The 16,300-nt window shown below is 68.0% G+C and carries 16 protein-coding genes; 8 read left to right on the top strand and 8 right to left on the bottom strand.

Going from position 1 to position 16,300, the window contains the following annotated elements; translation table 11 throughout:
- Positions 1-22: 22 nt before the first annotated feature.
- Entirely contained in the window at positions 23-631 is a 609-nt protein-coding gene (locus OQ789_RS19610; protein WP_324687764.1) for a TetR/AcrR family transcriptional regulator, read from the top strand.
- Positions 632-755: 124 nt separating this feature from the next.
- Here OQ789_RS19610 and OQ789_RS19615 read toward each other — a convergent pair whose 3' ends face one another.
- The gene (locus OQ789_RS19615) at positions 756-1,700 is read right to left on the bottom strand and encodes an alpha/beta hydrolase family esterase (RefSeq protein ID WP_324687765.1); all 945 of its coding nucleotides are present in this window, start codon (positions 1,698-1,700) and stop codon (positions 756-758) included.
- Between the two features lie 75 nt (positions 1,701-1,775).
- Between OQ789_RS19615 and OQ789_RS19620 the strand changes: the two genes are divergently transcribed.
- A complete protein-coding gene (locus OQ789_RS19620; RefSeq protein WP_324687766.1) occupies positions 1,776-2,234 on the top strand; it encodes a MarR family winged helix-turn-helix transcriptional regulator in 459 nt (152 codons plus the stop codon).
- A gap of 74 nt (positions 2,235-2,308) precedes the next feature.
- Positions 2,309-2,578, top strand: a complete 270-nt coding sequence (locus OQ789_RS19625; RefSeq protein ID WP_324687767.1) for a DUF4242 domain-containing protein — start codon at positions 2,309-2,311, stop codon at positions 2,576-2,578.
- Positions 2,579-2,584: 6 nt separating this feature from the next.
- On the opposite strand, the gene OQ789_RS19630 is transcribed toward OQ789_RS19625, so the two are convergent.
- Complete coding sequence (locus tag OQ789_RS19630) at positions 2,585-5,494, bottom strand: ATP-binding protein (RefSeq protein ID WP_324687768.1); 2,910 nt, start codon at positions 5,492-5,494, stop codon at positions 2,585-2,587.
- A 156-nt stretch (positions 5,495-5,650) separates the two neighbouring features.
- Here OQ789_RS19630 and OQ789_RS19635 point away from each other — a divergent pair, with 156 nt between their 5' ends.
- A complete protein-coding gene (locus tag OQ789_RS19635; RefSeq protein WP_324687769.1) occupies positions 5,651-7,027 on the top strand; it encodes an FAD-binding oxidoreductase in 1,377 nt (458 codons plus the stop codon).
- A gap of 49 nt (positions 7,028-7,076) precedes the next feature.
- Here the strand turns inward: OQ789_RS19635 and OQ789_RS19640 are convergent, their stop codons facing one another.
- From OQ789_RS19640 to OQ789_RS19655, 4 genes are all read right to left on the bottom strand, one after another.
- On the bottom strand, positions 7,077-7,886 hold the full coding sequence (locus OQ789_RS19640) for a polysaccharide deacetylase family protein (protein WP_324687771.1): 810 nt from the start codon (positions 7,884-7,886) through the stop codon (positions 7,077-7,079).
- A 207-nt stretch (positions 7,887-8,093) separates the two neighbouring features.
- Entirely contained in the window at positions 8,094-9,494 is a 1,401-nt protein-coding gene (locus OQ789_RS19645; RefSeq protein WP_324687772.1) for an alpha/beta hydrolase, read from the bottom strand.
- Positions 9,495-9,658: 164 nt separating this feature from the next.
- Positions 9,659-11,944 (bottom strand): heavy metal translocating P-type ATPase, encoded by a 2,286-nt coding sequence (locus OQ789_RS19650; protein ID WP_324687774.1) that lies wholly within the window; start codon positions 11,942-11,944, stop codon positions 9,659-9,661.
- Complete coding sequence (locus OQ789_RS19655; RefSeq protein ID WP_324687775.1) at positions 11,941-12,153, bottom strand: heavy metal-associated domain-containing protein; 213 nt, start codon at positions 12,151-12,153, stop codon at positions 11,941-11,943. Before OQ789_RS19655 ends, OQ789_RS19650 begins: the two co-directional genes overlap by 4 nt.
- Before the next feature lie 268 nt (positions 12,154-12,421).
- Between OQ789_RS19655 and OQ789_RS19660 the strand changes: the two genes are divergently transcribed.
- Positions 12,422-12,892 (top strand): SRPBCC family protein, encoded by a 471-nt coding sequence (locus OQ789_RS19660; protein WP_324687776.1) that lies wholly within the window; start codon positions 12,422-12,424, stop codon positions 12,890-12,892.
- Here OQ789_RS19660 and OQ789_RS19665 read toward each other — a convergent pair whose 3' ends face one another.
- A complete protein-coding gene (locus tag OQ789_RS19665) occupies positions 12,893-13,453 on the bottom strand; it encodes a pyridoxamine 5'-phosphate oxidase family protein (protein WP_324687777.1) in 561 nt (186 codons plus the stop codon).
- 122 nt (positions 13,454-13,575) lie between these two features.
- Here OQ789_RS19665 and OQ789_RS19670 point away from each other — a divergent pair, with 122 nt between their 5' ends.
- Positions 13,576-14,190, top strand: coding sequence for a TetR/AcrR family transcriptional regulator (locus OQ789_RS19670; protein ID WP_324687815.1), 615 nt, complete (start codon positions 13,576-13,578; stop codon positions 14,188-14,190).
- Between the two features lie 69 nt (positions 14,191-14,259).
- A complete protein-coding gene (locus tag OQ789_RS19675; protein ID WP_324687778.1) occupies positions 14,260-14,757 on the top strand; it encodes a YkgB family protein in 498 nt (165 codons plus the stop codon).
- 95 nt (positions 14,758-14,852) lie between these two features.
- On the opposite strand, the gene OQ789_RS19680 is transcribed toward OQ789_RS19675, so the two are convergent.
- Positions 14,853-15,497, bottom strand: a complete 645-nt coding sequence (locus OQ789_RS19680) for a helix-turn-helix domain-containing protein (protein ID WP_324687779.1) — start codon at positions 15,495-15,497, stop codon at positions 14,853-14,855.
- 146 nt (positions 15,498-15,643) lie between these two features.
- Between OQ789_RS19680 and OQ789_RS19685 the strand changes: the two genes are divergently transcribed.
- A complete protein-coding gene (locus OQ789_RS19685; protein ID WP_324687780.1) occupies positions 15,644-16,279 on the top strand; it encodes a TetR/AcrR family transcriptional regulator in 636 nt (211 codons plus the stop codon).
- Positions 16,280-16,300: the final 21 nt, after the last annotated feature.

The raw sequence follows: 16,300 nt of genomic DNA on the forward strand, positions 1-16,300 counted from the left end.
TCGTAAGTTACCAACAGTCTGTATGGAAAGCAAGAGACGGACCCAGGAAGAGCGCTCCGCGGCGACCCGCGATGCGCTGATCGCGGCTGCGCGCAAGCTGTGGGGGCAGCGGGGTTACGCCGAAGTCGGCACGCCGGAGATCACGGCAACCGCCGGGGTCACCCGCGGCGCGATGTATCACCAATTCGCCGACAAGGCAGCGTTGTTCCGCGAGGTCGTGGAGACCGTGGAGCAGGACGTGATGACGCGGATGGCCGTCGTCGTCGCCGAGTCCGGGGCCACCACGCCGACGGAAGCGATCCGCGCCGCGGTCGACGCGTGGCTCGACGTCTCCGGCGATCCCGAAGTGCGTCAACTGATCCTGCTCGATGCGCCGAGCGTGCTCGGCTGGGCGGAATTCCGCGACGTCGCGCAGCGGTACAGCCTGGGCATGACCGAGCAGATGCTCGGCGAGGCGATCCGGGTCGGCCAGCTGGCCGAGCAGCCGGTGCGGCCGTTGGCGCACGTGCTGATCGGCGCGCTCGACGAGGCGGCCATGGTCATCGCGACGGCCGACGACCCGAAGCGCGCCCGCCGCGAAATCGGGCAGGTGATGCACCGGCTCGTCGACGCGATGTTCGATGCCCGGTGACGACCACGAGCCGCTGATGCGTGTTCAAAGGCCTCCCGCAGGCCTTGGGGCGCAACACAATTACGTGCTATGACCGGCGCAGATGAGTGACGCGCGCAGGACGGCACCGTCGGAGTTCACTTCGCTACCGATGTTGTTGGCTGAAGAATTGCCAGATGGTATCCGTGGCGTCCAGCGCTGTCGACGGTTCGGGGATTCCGGCGACCTTTTCCGCCAGCGGGCTTGGCTCACCGCCGGGCCATTGGTGGCCGGCGCCGGCCACCGCGATCAGCTCGACGGTGCGCCCGTCGGCGCAGCCCGCGGTCTGCGTTGTCACGTCGCCCGCCGTGGTCGCGTCCGGCGCTCCGCATCCATCGATGGCGCGCCAGGTGGCGTTGACAGATCCCACCGATGGGCCGTCGACCCGTGGGGATCCGTTGAACGCAAAGGCTTTTCCCGGCCCGCCGTTATAGGGGACCCTATCGTCCGCGGTGCCGTGGATCTGTAGGACCGATGCCGGCCGTGCCGCAGTGCAATCGGTCAGCAGGGTGCCGGCCACCGGGGCGATCGCCGCGAAGGTATCGGACTGGCAGCCCAGGCGAAGCGCCATCATCGCGCCGTTCGACATGCCGGTGACATAGATTCGCGCGCGATCGACCGGGATCTCCTGCTCGATGGCGCCGACCATGGCGTTGATGAATCCGACGTCGTCGGTGTTGAGGCGTCCGGGCTCACCGCAACAGGTCCCCGCGTTCCAGGCACGGTTGAGCCCGTCGGGGTAGGCGACCAGGAAACGTCCGTTGTCGGCCTCGGCATCCCAGTGGTAGGAGCGCTCGGCCTGCGTACCGGTGCCAAAGCCGCCGTGCAGCATGACCACCACCGGTACGGCACCGGTCAGTCCCTGCGGCCGATAGAGGTGGAAGGTCCTACTCGCTCCGCCCGATTCGATGTTTCGGATGGATTGCCCCACCGGGATCGATTGTGAGCCGGGGGTCCCCAACGCATGACCGCCGCCAAGGCACCCGGCGAGTACGACAACAAGAACGGGCATCAGACAAACGCTCGCCACTCGGACCCAACTCCATCGCATGAGCACATGGTGGCACCGGGTTGCGACTTTGACAACTAGCTTGTCAAAATCGACTCGAGTGGCACACTGATCGATATGCGACAGGGACCGGATTCCGGGTGGGAGCCCACCGTGCCGGCGCTGGTGAACTTGGTCGCGGCCGCCGGGGCGCCGCATTTGCGGAAGGCGTTTGACGCCGCCGGACTGGACGGGATCCGCCCGGCGCAAGCGGTCGTGCTGGTGCCTTTGGCGGCCGGCGGCCTGCATGCCTCGGATCTGGCCGACCGGCTTCGCGTGAGCCGGCAGGCGGTAGCCCAGGCGGTAGCCGCGCTGGAACGTCATGGCTACGTCACCCGGGGGTCCGACCCAATTGATGCGCGCGCTCGAATCATCGAGTTGACGCCACGCGGCCGACAGGCGCTGCGCGCAATGCGTTCCAACGCACTCAATTTGGAGAAGAGGTGGGCCCATGTTCTGGGCAGGCAACGGATGGGCGAATTGCGGGAGACGCTGCGGATGTTGCTTTCCAGCGAAAGCGGGGTGGCGGACGCCTGACGTTTGCTGAAATCGCGGGCGCCGGGCATCCCGGCGGCGTAGGTTCGACTCAAGACGCTGAAGAGGAGTCCGCCGTGCCCATATTCATGGTCGAGCGCCAATTCGCCGAGGAGATGGAACCCAGCTTCGAGGTCGCCGATGGCATCAATCGAATCAACGACCAGGAGGGCGTCCGCTGGCTGTACTCGTTTCTATCAGCGGACAAACGCAAGACGTACTGCTTGTACGAGGCACCGTCGCCGGAGGCGATCAGAACCGCTGCCGCGCGTGCCGGGCTGCCCGCCGATGTCATCGTCGAGGTACGTGACCGCGTCACGCCCGACGGTGAGCTGTCCGAGATCTGAGCGCCCTCAACCGAGTAGCTCGTGATCGGCGGCATACATTGCTGCCTGCGTGCGGTTGGCGGCGCCCGTTTTGATGAGGATGTTGCGCACATGGTTGGCGGCCGTGTTGGTGCTGATGTAAAGGCGCTCGCCGATCGCCCGGTTGCTCAGCCCCTCGGCGAGCAGTCGCAGCACCTCGACTTCGCGGTCCGTCAGACCGTCCGGGCCTTCGGGACCCACGGTCAGCAACGAGCCAACCAGTTCGACGACACGGTGCTGGCCGATCGGCGCGGCGATGGCGCGGGCCTCGCCGGCCAGGTGCCGGGCTTCCTCGGCCAGCCCGCGCGACGCCGCAAACAGTGCCTGCCGTGCCAGCGTCTCACTGACATGCACCACCGAACCCATGCGACGGTCCATCTCGAGCGCCGCGGCAAAAAGCCGGTCGGCTCCGGCGACGTCTCCCTCGAGCGCCGCGATCCGGGCGAGATATCGGTCGGCGCTGCCGAAGAGGGCGACGAACTGGCCGGCAACCAGGTTCTTTCCGGCATAACGGGTTACGTACGAGCGCAGCGCGTGCAGCGCTTCACGGTTGCCCAGTCCTAGCGCCGCCTCGATCATGAACGCCAGTTCCATCGGCCACTGCGCCTCGTCCGTGCGGTCGCGGAGCTTACGGTTCAGCAGATGATTGAGAGCGCGGGTCATGCCGGCTTCGCAGTCGAGCTCGGTGTACAGGGCAAGCAGGCCGGGCACCCAACGGCCAGCGAAGGTCTCACTGCCGTCGACGAATCCGCCGAATTTCTTCAGGCCTGCAGTCTCGCGCCGAATCATGAACATTTGGACGCCGTTCGAGCCCTCGGTGTCGTCCGCGTCGAACAGATCACCAGTGCGCAAAGCGATGTCGGCCCACCGTTCGGCGCCCGCGAAGTCACCCCGCAGATAGGCCAGCGCTTGCTCGACGCACGCGCCGACGAAACCGAAAACCGGCTGGCCGATGGCCCGGCCCGCTCGCCTCATGTCCGCGGTCGACTCGGCCAAGTCGTCTGGCCGCCCGGCGAGGTAGCTCACCATGGCGCGAAAGTGGGAGGACGCCCCGAGCACCTCGTAGTCGCGGCGCGCCAATGCCATGCGTGATACCTCGGCCGATCGCTCCGCCTGGATCTCGCACAGCTCTGGGGTGAGCCCATGCCAAAGGCTGGTCTTCACGGTGTGCATGAGCACCGACGGATCCGCGGCGGCCCGCGCGCACTCGATGGCATTGTCGCCGACCTCGCGCGCACGCGCCGCCTCGCCGGCGAAAGCCAGCGCTCGCCCGAAACTGCCGAGCGCCTGCACGTAGCGCAGGTCGTCGGTGTTCAGGCCGCAAGATTCCAACGCCGCGGCCAGCAGGTCGGCCGCCGTCGAATCAGACTGTCCCCGACGCCAATTGGCCTCCTCGTAGCCCACGGCCGCCCCCAGGCGGATCAGTGGGTCGTCCATCGCGCTGAGTCGTTCGTAGATGGCGCGCGCACCGGCGAAATCGCCGGCGCGCACGTGATTTGCGGCCGCGTCGAGGTCCAGCCTCGCCCGATCCGCGCGTGTCAGCTCGGGCAGCGATGCTGCCCGCTCGAACCACCGCGCCGCGTCCTCGTAGGCCAGGCTCTGTTCGGCCATCCGGGCCGCCTGATGCGCATAGCGCAACGCCTGCTCGTGGTAGCCCAGCACGTGCGCCCGGAGGTAGTGGTTTGCCAGACGGGGGACACACGACGGGTCCGCGCGGCCCTCGAGCGCTTCTGCGGCCCGGGCGTGCATGATCCGGAGCCGCGACGCCGCCATCTCGCCGACCACGGCCTCGCGGGTGAGTGCGTGCACGAACGAGAACTCGCCGTCGGAATCGCGAACCGGCCGGACCAGCCCGACGGCTTCGGCCGAATCGACCGCCGCCAGTGTCGCGGGGAGATCGGTTTCGCTGGCGGCGATGAGCGCGGGCAGATCAAATGTCTCGCCCAGCACCGCCGCTTGCTCGATCACCCCGCGCACGGTGGTCCCGAGCCCGGACAGGCGGCGGGCAATGGCGTCCCCGATCGATGCCGGGACAGTCCGTTGCACCTCCAATGTGTTTAGGCCACCGCGGATTTCAAGATCGTTGACCAGTTCGGTCAAGAAGAATGGATTGCCGCCGGTCTTGTCACGCAGCAGCGCGGCTGCCGTCCGGGCGGAGGCCGGCGCCATTTGTTGAGTTCGGGCCACGAACTCTGCGATCGCCTCGGTGTCCAGTCCGGCGAGATCCAGACGCCGGACACCGTCGAACCGGTGCAGTTCGGCCAGCCGGGTGGTGAGCTCGTCGGAGCGGTCGGGCTCGGTGGTGCGAAACGTGGCCACCACCAGCATGCGGCTATCGGCGCACCCGATCAGGACGCGTTCGAGCATCGCGAGGGTGGGCAGCTGCGCCCAGTGCAGGTCGTCCAGGATCAACGCGATCGGACGATCGTCGGCCAGGCGCCGCAGGAATCCGGTCAACGCCTCGAACAGCGCTTGCCGGGGTGACCCGACGTCGTCCGCGGTGGCGGTGTCGGGCATGTGCCGATCCACCTGGATTGACAGCCGTCGCAGCTGGGGGCCGGCGTCGGCCAGCAGCCCCGCCATGGAGCCGTGCGGCGTGGCCATCAGCAGACGGCCCAGCGCCTCGGCAAATGGCGCGTAGGGAACGTCCTCGTCGGCCGTCGACCTGCCGACGAGTACCGCGACATCGTGGGAGGCCAGGGTTCCGGCAACCTCGGCGGCCAGGCGCGTCTTGCCCGCGCCCGGTTCACCGCCGATGAACACCGCCTGGCGGCTGCCGCCCTCGACCCGCTCCCACGCCTGTTCGAACGCCGCAAGTTCCGCGGCGCGACCCACGAGCGGTCCGCGCCCGCGCGCCACCAGTTCCGCCGGAAGCGGAGGCGGCACCCACTGCGCCATGGAATCAAACGTAATGGGGCCGTATTGCCTGGTCGATAGTCAGTTCTGACTATCCTGAAATCCTTGCGGAATGCTTCGTTGTGGTCATGACGCACCGTCTTCCGGCCCATAGCGTCGCGGCATCGAGACTGCGCGAAGCAACAGGAGGTGCGGGCCATGAGCCGCGCAATTGCAACCGACGATCTGCACGCCAGGTATGGTGCGAACGCCATCCTGCCCGGCGACCCCGAATACGACGACGCCCGCGCGCTGCACAACGGCATGATCGACAAGCGGCCGGCGGTGATCGTGCGCTGCGGATCCGGCACCGACGTCGTCGGGGCCCTGGAAGCCGCGCGGACATCCAACCTCGCGGTCGCCATCCGCGGGGGCGGCCACAATGGTCCCGGCTTCGGTTCCGTCGAGGGTGGACTGGTCATCGACCTGTCGCCGATGAACCGCGTTGACGTCCACCCCGACCGGCGCATCGTCCGGGTCCAAGGCGGTGCGACATGGGGTCAAGTGGACGCGGTCACGCATGTGCACGGCCTGGCGACGTCGTCCGGCATCATCTCCACGACCGGAGTCGGCGGCCTCACCCTGGGCGGCGGCCACGGGTATCTGTCTCGCAAGCACGGTCTGACCATCGACAACCTGTTGGAGGCCGAGGTGGTGTTGGCCGACGGTCGTGTGGTGACGGCGTCCGAATCCGAGCATCCAGACCTGTTTTGGGCGCTGTGCGGCGGTGGTGGAAACTTCGGGGTGGTCACCTCGTTCACGTTCCGGCTGCATCCCGTGCACACCGTGATCTGCGGTCCCACGGTATGGCCCGCATCGGCCACCGGTGACATCTTGAAGTGGTACCGGGACTTCCTTCCGGCTCAAGACGAGGATCTTTACGGGTTCTTCGCGAGCATGACCGTCCCACCGGTGGCACCGTTCCCCGAGGCCCTCCACCTGCAGAAGGCATGTGCGGTGGTCTGGTGCTATGCCGGCGATCCCGCACGGTCAGGTGAGGTGTTCGCGCCGATCCGGCAGATGGAGCCAGCCTTCGACGGTATCGGTGCGGCCCCCTTCCCAGCACTGCAGTCCACCTTTGATGGCCTGTATCCCAAAGGGCTGCAGTGGTATTGGCGTGGTGACTTCATCCGGACGGTGCCCGACGCCGCGGTAGCGGCCCACGCGCATTTCACCGAGGAACTGCCAACCATGCTCTCCACGATGCACCTGTACCCGATCGACGGCGCGGTCCATCGGATCGGCCAGGACGAGACCGCCTGGGCCTACCGGGATGTCAACTTCTCGCAGGTGATCGCGGGGGTCGATCCCGATCCGCGGAACGCCGGGGTTTTGAAGCGCTGGACGAGGGAGTACTGGGAAGCCATCCACCCGTACTCGGCCGGCGGCGGCTACGTCAATTTCCTGATGGACGAGGGCCAGGACCGGGTCCGGGCGACATACGGCTCGAATTATCAACGGCTGAGCGAGATCAAGGCCGAATACGATTCGGGCAACGTGTTTCACATCAACCAGAACATCCTGCCGGCCGGATAGCGGAATCGCGGGAGAAGTTGCGGCTCTGCGGCGCAACCCCTTCGACGGCCTACGGCGTCTTGAGAAATACGTCGTTGAGCGTGACGGTGCGCAGGTTGCGATCGCGGATGACGTCGACGAGTTGCGGATAAACGTGCGTCACCGGCAGATGATTGAGGTGCCCGATGACGATGGCCTGCGGTGTGAAGTACTGATCGGCCATCTGCACGATGTACTCCTCGGTGATCAGCGTCGAATCCGACAGCGAGCCGGACCACAGGGTGGGGACCTGGTAGCCGAGGTCGGCGGCCACCGCGTCCACGGCGGCATTGCGCTTCGCGTACGGCGGCCGCCAATACGGCTTGGCGCCGACGCCGTAGGTATTCTTCAGGAACGCATCGTTTCGCGAAAGTTGTTCCGCGACTTGCTCTTTCGTTAGTTTGGTCAGGTCCGGGTGCGACCAGGTGTGGTTGCCGAGCTGGATCTGCCCGCTGTCCACCAACGGCCGCAGCAGGTCCAGGTTATTGGTCCACGAGTCGTAGATCCCGTTCACGAAATAGGTCAGCCGGACGCCGGTGTCTTTGGCGAACTGCGTATAGGCCCGCACCACCTCGCTGTTGACGCCGTCGTCGACGGTCAGCGCGAGCAGGTCACCCTCGCCGGGGATCTTCGTCAGGGCACCGCCGCCGGGCAACGGGATGCGGGCGCTGGGCGGCGGGGGCGGCAACAGGGCCTGCGGGGCGGCCGGGCCGGAGACCGCGACGTCGGCGGGGTTGGTTTGGGCAAACGTGCGTGGCTGCGGATCGACGATGAGCCGCGCGGCGCCCACCCCGGCAACGACCGAGGCGGCGAGCGATCCGAGAAACTTGCGGCGGTTCATGGCTGACAGTCGGGTGCGCTCATCGAATGACCGCGCCGCGCACCGAGCGGGCTCCCGTGGGAACCACCGTCGGTGCACGACATCATGGTCACAGCCGCGAACCGTACCATTCGCCGGGACGATATTCCGGTTGCGGTACGGGAGGGTCAGCTGTGAATTCTGTGGCGATTCGGGTCGTCCTCGTGCAGGAACGCCGACCAGCGGGGATCAATGCGGTTCCCCCGCGCTCGGCTGCGGCAGTTGCACCGGCTCGGCCTGGGGTGTGCCCAGCGTAAAGGCCAGCCACGGCAGCGCCGCGGCAAACGCCGCAGCGCCGAACGGCCAGTCGTGCTTGCCCGGCTGGCTGACCACCGCGCAGGCGATGCCGTGGGCGGTGCCGACGGCACAGAGTGAATTGGCCGCGACGTCCTGGCCTTCGGGGTTGGCGGCGGGGTCGCTGCTGGATGCGATCAGCGCCGGACCGCCTGCCTGCCCGACTGTGTGCGCGCCGTCCGATCCGGGCACGTCGAACCATCCCGACAGGCCGTCGTAATGACCGTGCTTCGTCATGACCGTGACCGGGTCGAAGGAGGCCCACGCCTCGTGATCGCCGCCGAACAAGCGGGAAACGGTCTGGTCCTTCGAGCCACCGTTGGGCCCGCGATCACCCGCGATGTCCACGAACGCACGGAACAGCTCCGGGTGCATGACGGCCAGGTCGACGGCGCAGGTACCGCCCATCGACCAGCCTGCGACACCCCAGTTGGCCCGATCAGCGCTGACGCCGAAGTTCGACACCATGAAGGGCTGGATGTCCTTCGTCAGATGGTCGGCGGCGTTGCCGCGGGTGCCGTTGACGCACTCGGTGTCGTTGTCGAAGGAACCGGTCGGGTCGACGAACACCAGCACCGGGGAGAAGCCGTGGTGCGCAGCGGCGAAGTTGTCGATGGCGGTGAACGCGCCGCCGGGGCCCAGCCAGTCGGCCGGGGTGTTGAAGGCCGAACTGATCATCATCACCGCAGGCAGCCGGGGTGGCGGGTTGCTGTTGAACCATGCGGGCGGCAGGTAGACCAGTTCCCGGCGGTGGGCGAAGTGGGACCCGGAGGGACCGTTGCCGTCGATGTCCACCGGCACCACCACACCCTTGGTCGGCCGGGTCCCGGCGACCTGCATCTCGGTGACCCGCAGCCGGTCGATCTGGTCGGGCAGCGGTACGGACGTCAGTTGATTCCAGGCGGCGAGCGCCGTCGGGAAATAGCCCACCCAGCTGTTGAGCGCCATCGCCGCACCCAGGACGCACAGCGGTATCGCCAGCACCGCCACCGCACGCCGCCACCAGCGGATTCCTCGCCAACCTACCAAGAAGACCGCCGCGGCCAGGCCGCTCATCGCGATCCAGAGCCACAGCGCCGTCGGCGCGGGGTCACCGGCGACCCCCAGCGACGTGATGTACCACCGCGCCAGCACGGTCACCGCGACCGCGGCGATCGCCGCGACCGGCAGCACCCGCTTGAGCCAGCCGGCGCAGCGCCAGTTGATCGCGACGATCAGCACGAGCAGGGCCAGGCCCTGCACGGCAGGCGGAAACCAGCCGTGCAACAGGGACAGCTGCCCGAAGAACTGCTCCAACGGTCGTGACCTCTGCTAAATCGATCGCTGCGCGCGGGTGAGGTGAGTGTCGAAGGGCCGGTCGGACGCACCGACAGCGGCGGTTGGACCAACTATCCCATACGGAAGCGGCCCGGCGGCCGACCGTTTGCGCGTGTGAGCCGACCAGATGCGCGCGGCGCGACTCATGCGCCGGTGCTGACGCTGGTGAACGAGCGCAGCCGCAGGCTGTTGCCGACGACGAGCAGGCTGGAGGCCGCCATCGCGGCGCCGGCGAACATCGGGTTGAGCATGCCGAGCGCAGCCAGGGGGATCGCGGCGAGGTTGTAGCCGAATGCCCAGAGCAAGTTGGTCTTGATGGTGGCCAGCGTCCGGCGGGACAGCCGGATCGCGTCGACCGCGCCGCGCAGGTCCCCGCGGACCACGGTGAGGTCGGCGGCCTGGATCGCGACGTCGGTGCCGGTGCCCATGGCCAGGCCCAGGTCGGCCGCCGCCAGCGCGGCGGCGTCGTTGACGCCGTCACCGACCATGGCGACCACCCTGCCCTCGGATTGCAGCCGCTCGATGGCGGCGACCTTGTCGGCGGGCGTGGCGTCGGCGATGACCCGGGTGATGCCGAGTTCGTCGGCGATGCGAGCGGCGACGCATGCGTTGTCGCCGGTCAGCAGCACCGGCGTCAGTCCCAGCCCGGTCAAGCGCCGTACCGCCTCGCCGCTGGACGGTTTGACGGTGTCGGCGACCACCAGGATGCCGCGGGCCCGGCCGTCCCAGCCGACGGCGACGGCGGTCTTGCCTTCGCTCTCGGCGCGGGCCTTCGCCGCGGACAGGGTGGGGTCGAGGGAGATGCCGCATTCGGTGAGCAGGCTGTCGCGCCCGACGACGACGTAGCGGCCGTCGACCACGCCGCGCGCGCCCTTGCCGTCGACCCCGGTGAAGCCCGTGGGTGCGGCAAGCGCGCCGAGCTGCCCCGCGGCGGCGCGCGCGATCGCCCGCGCGACGGGATGCTCGGAGGCGTCTTCCAGGGCGCCGGCCAAGCGCAGCAGCGTGGCGCGGTCGGTGTCGGCGCCGGTGATCACGTCGACCAGGGTCATCATGCCGGTGGTGACGGTGCCGGTCTTGTCCAGGACGATCGTGTCGATGTCGCGGGTCGACTCCAGCACCTCGGGCCCCTTGATCAGCACGCCTAGCTGGGCGGCGCGTCCGGTGCCGACCAGCAGGGCGGTCGGCGTCGCCAGCCCGAGGGCGCACGGGCAGGCGATGATGAGCACCGCGACGGCGGCGGTCAGGGCCGTGGTGAGGGAAAAGCCCGCCGCGAGCCAGCCGGCCAGGGTCGCCGCCGCCACCGCCATGACGGTCGGGACGAAGACCGAGGAGACGCGATCGGCGAGGCGTTGTGCCCGGGCCTTGCCGGATTGGGCCCGCTCGACGAGCCTGGCCACCTGCGCGAGCCGGGTGTCGTCGCCGATCCCGGTGGCGCGAACGACGAGCCGGCCGCCGGCGTTGACCGTGGCGCCGGTGACGGCGTCGCCCTCGCCGACCTCGACGGGCACCGACTCTCCGGTCAGCAGGGAGGCGTCCACCGCCGACGAGCCGGCGACGACGATCCCGTCGGCGGCGATCCGCTCCCCCGGACGCACGACGAACTCGTCGCCGACCGCGAGTTGTTCGATCGGGACGCGGACCTCGGCGAACCGGCTGCCGGGGCGCAGCACCGCGACGTCCTTGGCGCCCAGCGTCATTAGCGTGCGCAGCGCGGCCCCGGCCGTTCGCTTGGACCGCGTCTCGAAATAGCGCCCGGCGAGGACGAACAGGGTCACGCCGGCGGCGACCTCGAAGTAGACGTGGCACGGAGCGGCCTCGCGCCCGACTGTCAACTCGAAGTCGTGCCGCATGCCCGGCGCGCCCGCGGTGCCGAGGAACAGGGCGTAGAGCGACCACAGGAATGCGGCCAGGGTGCCGAGCGAGACCAGGGTGTCCATGGTGGCCGCGCCGTGTTTGAGGTTGGTCCAGGCGGCCGCGTGGAAGGCAAGGCCACACCACAGCACGACCGGCGTGGTCAGGGCCAGCGACACCCAGTGCCAGTGTGGGAACTGCAGGGCGGGCAGCATGGCCATGGCGATGACCGGCCCGGCGAGCACGAGCGCGGTGACCAGACGCCGGCGCAGTGAGCTCAGCTCGGGGTACTCCGGTGTCCCCGCCTCGCGGGCGCCCCGCGGCGGCTGCGGCGCGGCGCCGTAACCGGCCTGCTCGATCACGTCGACGAGGATCCCGGCGTCATATCCGGCGGGGGCCGTGACGGCGGCGGTCTCGGTGGCGTAATTGACGGTCGCCGCGACGCCGTCGAGCTTGTTCAGCTTCTTCTCGATCCGGGCCGCGCAGGACGCGCAGGTCATGCCGGTGATCTCCAGCTCAATCCGGGGCGCGGCCAAGCTATCGGGCGGGGCGCCCTCGTTGATCCGGGGCGTGCTCATGCGACCAGGACGGCCTCATAGCCGGCCTCGTCGACCGCGCCGAGCACGGCGCCCGTGTCGATGGGCTGCGTGCCAGTCACGACGAGCCGGCCCGTGGCGGCGCTGACCGTCACCTCGTCGACACCCGGGATCCGGGCAACCTCGGCGCGGACGGCGGCCTCACAGTGCCCGCAGCTCATCCCGCTCACCCGATATTCGCTGGTGGGCATGCCGCTCCTTCTCGATCACCCGGCAAGTCTTGTCCACCATTCTGCCTGCCCGGTCCGGCGGCCTATTGGCGCATGTGCGATCCGCCGCCGATATACCAGTGCCCCGCGAGTTCGCCACGAAGATCGGTGTGCTGATGTGGGAAGAGGTCGCGCGACTGATCAAATCCGGCCGCCGGCCCGCCAAGGCCGGTCCCGGCACCCGTTTGGGATCCGAACGTTGCGGAACCCCAAACCTAGATCCCGTTACGCACAGCCGAAAGGAAACCTCGTGACCGTCACCGTAGTCGACCGCGGACCCCGCCAGGTGAGTCGCCGGGTCGAAGTGGCCGCGCCGGCCGCGGAACTGTATGCCATCGTCGCCGACCCGCGGCGCCACCACGAGCTCGACGGGTCGGGCACCGTGGGCGACAACATCTCGGTGCCGCCGCAACTGCTGGAGGGCTCGAAGTTTTCCACGCACATGAAGATGTTCGGCATTCCGTACCGCATCACCAGCACGATCACCTCGCTGAAGCCGAACGAGGAGTTCGAGTGGCGGCACCCGTTGGGCCACCGCTGGCGGTGGGAATTCGAGAAGGTCTCGCCGACGCGGACCCAGGTGACCGAGACGTTCGACTACCGCGACGCCGGTGCGCTCAAGAACAGGTTGAAGTACTACGAGCGGCTGGGTTTCCGTAAGGCCAACGCGAAGGGGATCGAAGCGACCCTGGCCAAATTGCAGGAGCGCTACGCGGGTTGATCAGCCCGTCACCGGATCGGTTGCGTCCCAAGGCATGACGCCGGAGACCCAGTGGCTGAGTTCGTCGGCCTGGTCGTTGCGGTGCAGATGCCGCGGTGGGGTGGCAAAGGTGGAGTAGGGCCGGCAGCGGATGACTACGCGGTTCTCGCGTTCGCACATCGCCTGGATGTGCGGGCGGGCGTCGTCACCGAGCGGTTGGCCGGACATCCGACCGCCGACCGCCATCATCACGTCGACGGCCAGTTCCGTGTCGCGGTCGATGGTGGCGTCGGCATAGACCTGCAGATACGCGAACGGCCACCGCTCGTCGAGCACGCACAGACTGACCTTGCCGTCACGTTCGACGATGCGGGCCTTGCCGCGGCCTTCCATGGTGGAGACGAGTAATTCGTCGGTGTCGGTGGGGATGTAGTACACGATCGACATCGCCGGCCCGTCGTGACGGCGGCGGTAGCCGAATACGCAGGTGCGATGGGTGCGCACGAACTCGCGCCGCTCCGACGGCAGCATGTCGCGGTCGGTAGGCGCGGTGACGGGCTCTGCCGCCAGGGGGAGAAGCATCGCGAATGTTCCTTGCTGTCAGGGGGGTTGATCCAGGTCATATTTATGGATACAGTGTCTCCGTAATGAGCCAGCATGTCAAACCGCAGCAGCGACGACCTCGCGGCCGCCCGGCGCTGCCGGTGGACCGCATCATGGCCGCGGCCGTCGAACTCGTCGATGAGCACGGGCCCGAGGCGTTGTCGATGCGCTCGCTGGCACAGCGCCTGGAGTCGGGCACCGCCACGCTGTACCGGCACTTCGCCAACAGATCCGAATTGGTCTCCCTGGTGATCGACCACATCCTCGGCGAGGTCGACCCCGACGCGGAACAGTTCGCCGGCCTGCCGTGGCAGGAGGCGTGTATCTCATTGGCGCAGCACATGTTTGACGCGCTGAGCCGACACGGCAATGTCGCGCCGCTGTTGATCGAGTACACCCCGACGGGGCCCAACGCGCTGGCGCATCGCGAGCGCTGCCTGGCCGTGCTGCTCGACAACGGTTTCGCGCCGGCGGTCGCGGCCCACGCGTACGCGACGGTGGCCCGTTACGTGCTGGGCTTTGCGCTACAACTCGCCGGAACCGCGGCGGAGGGCGGGGAACGCGACGCCGCAATGTCGGCGGCGTTTCACCGCCTCGACCCGTCGCGCTTTCCCGCCACGCTGACGGTCGCCGACGACCTGCCTGTCCCGCTGGCCGACGAGTTCGCCTTTGGGTTGCGGCTCATCGTCGCCGGCCTCGAGCGGTTGCGGAAGTGAACGCGGTCGCGGCCTGAAACGTGGGTCAGGTGGATACCCGCGCTTCAGCTCCCGAAAGGACGTCGTCCGATGATCGATCGCACCCAGGCGCTACCCGCGGCGCCGGCGCTGGCCCGGTGGGGCCAACTCTTCGCCCGCTATGGCCTGGTGGTGGTCCTGGCATGGATCGGAGTGGGCAAGTACGTGAAAATGGAAGCACGCGTACTCATCGAGCACAGCCCGTTGATGAGCTGGGTCTACAACGTCTTCAGCGTCACCTTCGTCGCGCGGGGCCTCGGAACGATGGAAATCGTAGCCGCCCTTCTCATCGCGCTACGGCCACTCTGGCCGCTGGTCTCTGCTGCTGGCAGCGCACTGGCGGTGGTGCTGTTTTTGGGCACGCTCAGTTTTCTGTTCACCACTCCCGGAGTGGTCGTGACGTTCGCCCACGCTTTTCCGGTGCTCTCGTCGTTGCCCGGTCAGTTTCTGCTCAAGGATCTGGTACTGCTCGGGGTCGCGTTGTGGACGCTGGGCGACTCACTGACTGCGGCGCATTCACGCGTAAGGCAGCACCCGCTCGGCGAATAGTTGCAGGTTGGCCCGGCCGGCATCGAGGGGAAGCCCGCCGGATCGGCGATGTTGGTCATGTTCAGCCAGAGCGCGGTGAGTAAGCTCATTGCAACTCAGCGCTTTTCGCGGGAGGTGTGCTCATTCGGCGTGAACAGCGTTCCTCTGATGAGCTGTTTGGCCGCATCCACCGTGGTTTTATGGATCTGGGGCCGCAGGCGATCCGCCTGCTCCGACAGTCCGCGGGTCAGCGCGCAGATTGCTTCCACCGTGGATCGCGCATCGGTCTCCGGCGACAGCCTCCCTTGCTTTTTGGCGTCCGCCACGATTTCGGAGACGACATCGCGCAGCGCCTTGGAACCGGGGTATTGCGGGGCGCCGCGTCGTAGGCGTGCGGTGCTCCCGGCGCGAAGCGCCCGCAGGAACGCGGTGAGATACGGGTAGTCGCGGACCAGCCGACTCGACTCGTCCAGCACAGCGTCGAGTCGGTCGACGACGTCGTCAACCTGAGCGGCGGCAGCCCGCAGTCGGGGCAGGACGATCTCCTCGATTTCCGCACCGGTGGCGTTGAGTAGTTCGGATTTGTTGGGAAAGTAGTGATACAGGCTGCCGCTGGTCATATCGGCGGCCCGGGCGATCTCGCGGATCGTCGCCTGCGAATAGCCGACCTCGGCCACGCAGCGCATTGCCGCGGTGATGATTCGCCGGCGGGTCTGGTCCCCGTTTGCGCCCACCGGGCGGCCGAGTTGCGTGGCGGTCATGCCGGGCGGCGCCCGCCGCGGGTTTGTCGGTCGCGCACCGTACACCTCCGCCACCCAGGCACCGAATTGATCACCCGATCATATTCGACTGGACCGCGTCCGCTTCCCGAGCCGGACCATCGGGCCGGTCAAATATATTCGACGATGTGCGCGCGAGGACACAGCTGGGCCGCCCCGTCGGCGCCAGCGGCGAAGAGACCCGCCAGCGGATCATCGTCGCCACCATGCGCTGCGTGGCTGAGGTCGGCTACGCCAAGGCGACCATTCGTGCGATCGCCCGCATGGCGAACGTGACCAGCGCCAGCCTCTACAACTACTTCCCGAACAAGTCGGAACTGATCAAGGCCACCATCGCGACCCGCGCCGACGCGGCCATGCCCCGGGTGCGTCTGGCCGCGCAAAGACCCGGAGATGTCATCGACCGGATCGGCGCGGTGCTGGATGAATGCGGGAAATTGATGCGCGAATATCCGGACCTGGCCGCGTTCGAGTTCGCGATCCGGGCCGAGAATGTCGCGGACGCCGACAAGCGAAAGCCACGCCGGCAACAGAAGAACACCGGGTTCGAGGCGTTCCGCGAGATCATCGAGGCTGTTATCAAGGACGCGCATCAGCGCGGCGAGCTCGGCGACCACCCGGACGCGCGGGGCGCCGTCGAGGCGATCTATGCGCTCGTCTACGGCCTCACCGAGCTGGCCGCCACACTGCCGCCCGACGAGTACCACGCCGCGCTGCGTTCGGCCAAGGTGCTGGTCAAGGGCACATTATTCGGAAGTTCCTAGACACCTTCGGGGTCGGGCACC

The sequence above is a fragment of the Mycobacterium sp. 94-17 genome (assembly GCF_035617725.1).
GTDB lineage: Bacteria > Actinomycetota > Actinomycetes > Mycobacteriales > Mycobacteriaceae > Mycobacterium.

What these genes read in the sequence shown, in the direction of transcription:
- OQ789_RS19610 (WP_324687764.1), top strand. Translation starts at nt 23, where the DNA reads ATGGAAAGCAAGAGACGGACCCAGGAAGAGCGCTCCGCGGCGACCCGC.
- OQ789_RS19615 (WP_324687765.1), bottom strand. Translation starts at nt 1,700, where the DNA reads ATGCGATGGAGTTGGGTCCGAGTGGCGAGCGTTTGTCTGATGCCCGTT.
- OQ789_RS19620 (WP_324687766.1), top strand. Translation starts at nt 1,776, where the DNA reads ATGCGACAGGGACCGGATTCCGGGTGGGAGCCCACCGTGCCGGCGCTG.
- OQ789_RS19630 (WP_324687768.1), bottom strand. Translation starts at nt 5,494, where the DNA reads ATGGCGCAGTGGGTGCCGCCTCCGCTTCCGGCGGAACTGGTGGCGCGC.
- OQ789_RS19635 (WP_324687769.1), top strand. Translation starts at nt 5,651, where the DNA reads ATGAGCCGCGCAATTGCAACCGACGATCTGCACGCCAGGTATGGTGCG.
- OQ789_RS19640 (WP_324687771.1), bottom strand. Translation starts at nt 7,886, where the DNA reads ATGAACCGCCGCAAGTTTCTCGGATCGCTCGCCGCCTCGGTCGTTGCC.
- OQ789_RS19650 (WP_324687774.1), bottom strand. Translation starts at nt 11,944, where the DNA reads ATGAGCACGCCCCGGATCAACGAGGGCGCCCCGCCCGATAGCTTGGCC.
- OQ789_RS19655 (WP_324687775.1), bottom strand. Translation starts at nt 12,153, where the DNA reads ATGCCCACCAGCGAATATCGGGTGAGCGGGATGAGCTGCGGGCACTGT.
- OQ789_RS19665 (WP_324687777.1), bottom strand. Translation starts at nt 13,453, where the DNA reads ATGCTTCTCCCCCTGGCGGCAGAGCCCGTCACCGCGCCTACCGACCGC.
- OQ789_RS19675 (WP_324687778.1), top strand. Translation starts at nt 14,260, where the DNA reads ATGATCGATCGCACCCAGGCGCTACCCGCGGCGCCGGCGCTGGCCCGG.
- OQ789_RS19680 (WP_324687779.1), bottom strand. Translation starts at nt 15,497, where the DNA reads ATGACCGCCACGCAACTCGGCCGCCCGGTGGGCGCAAACGGGGACCAG.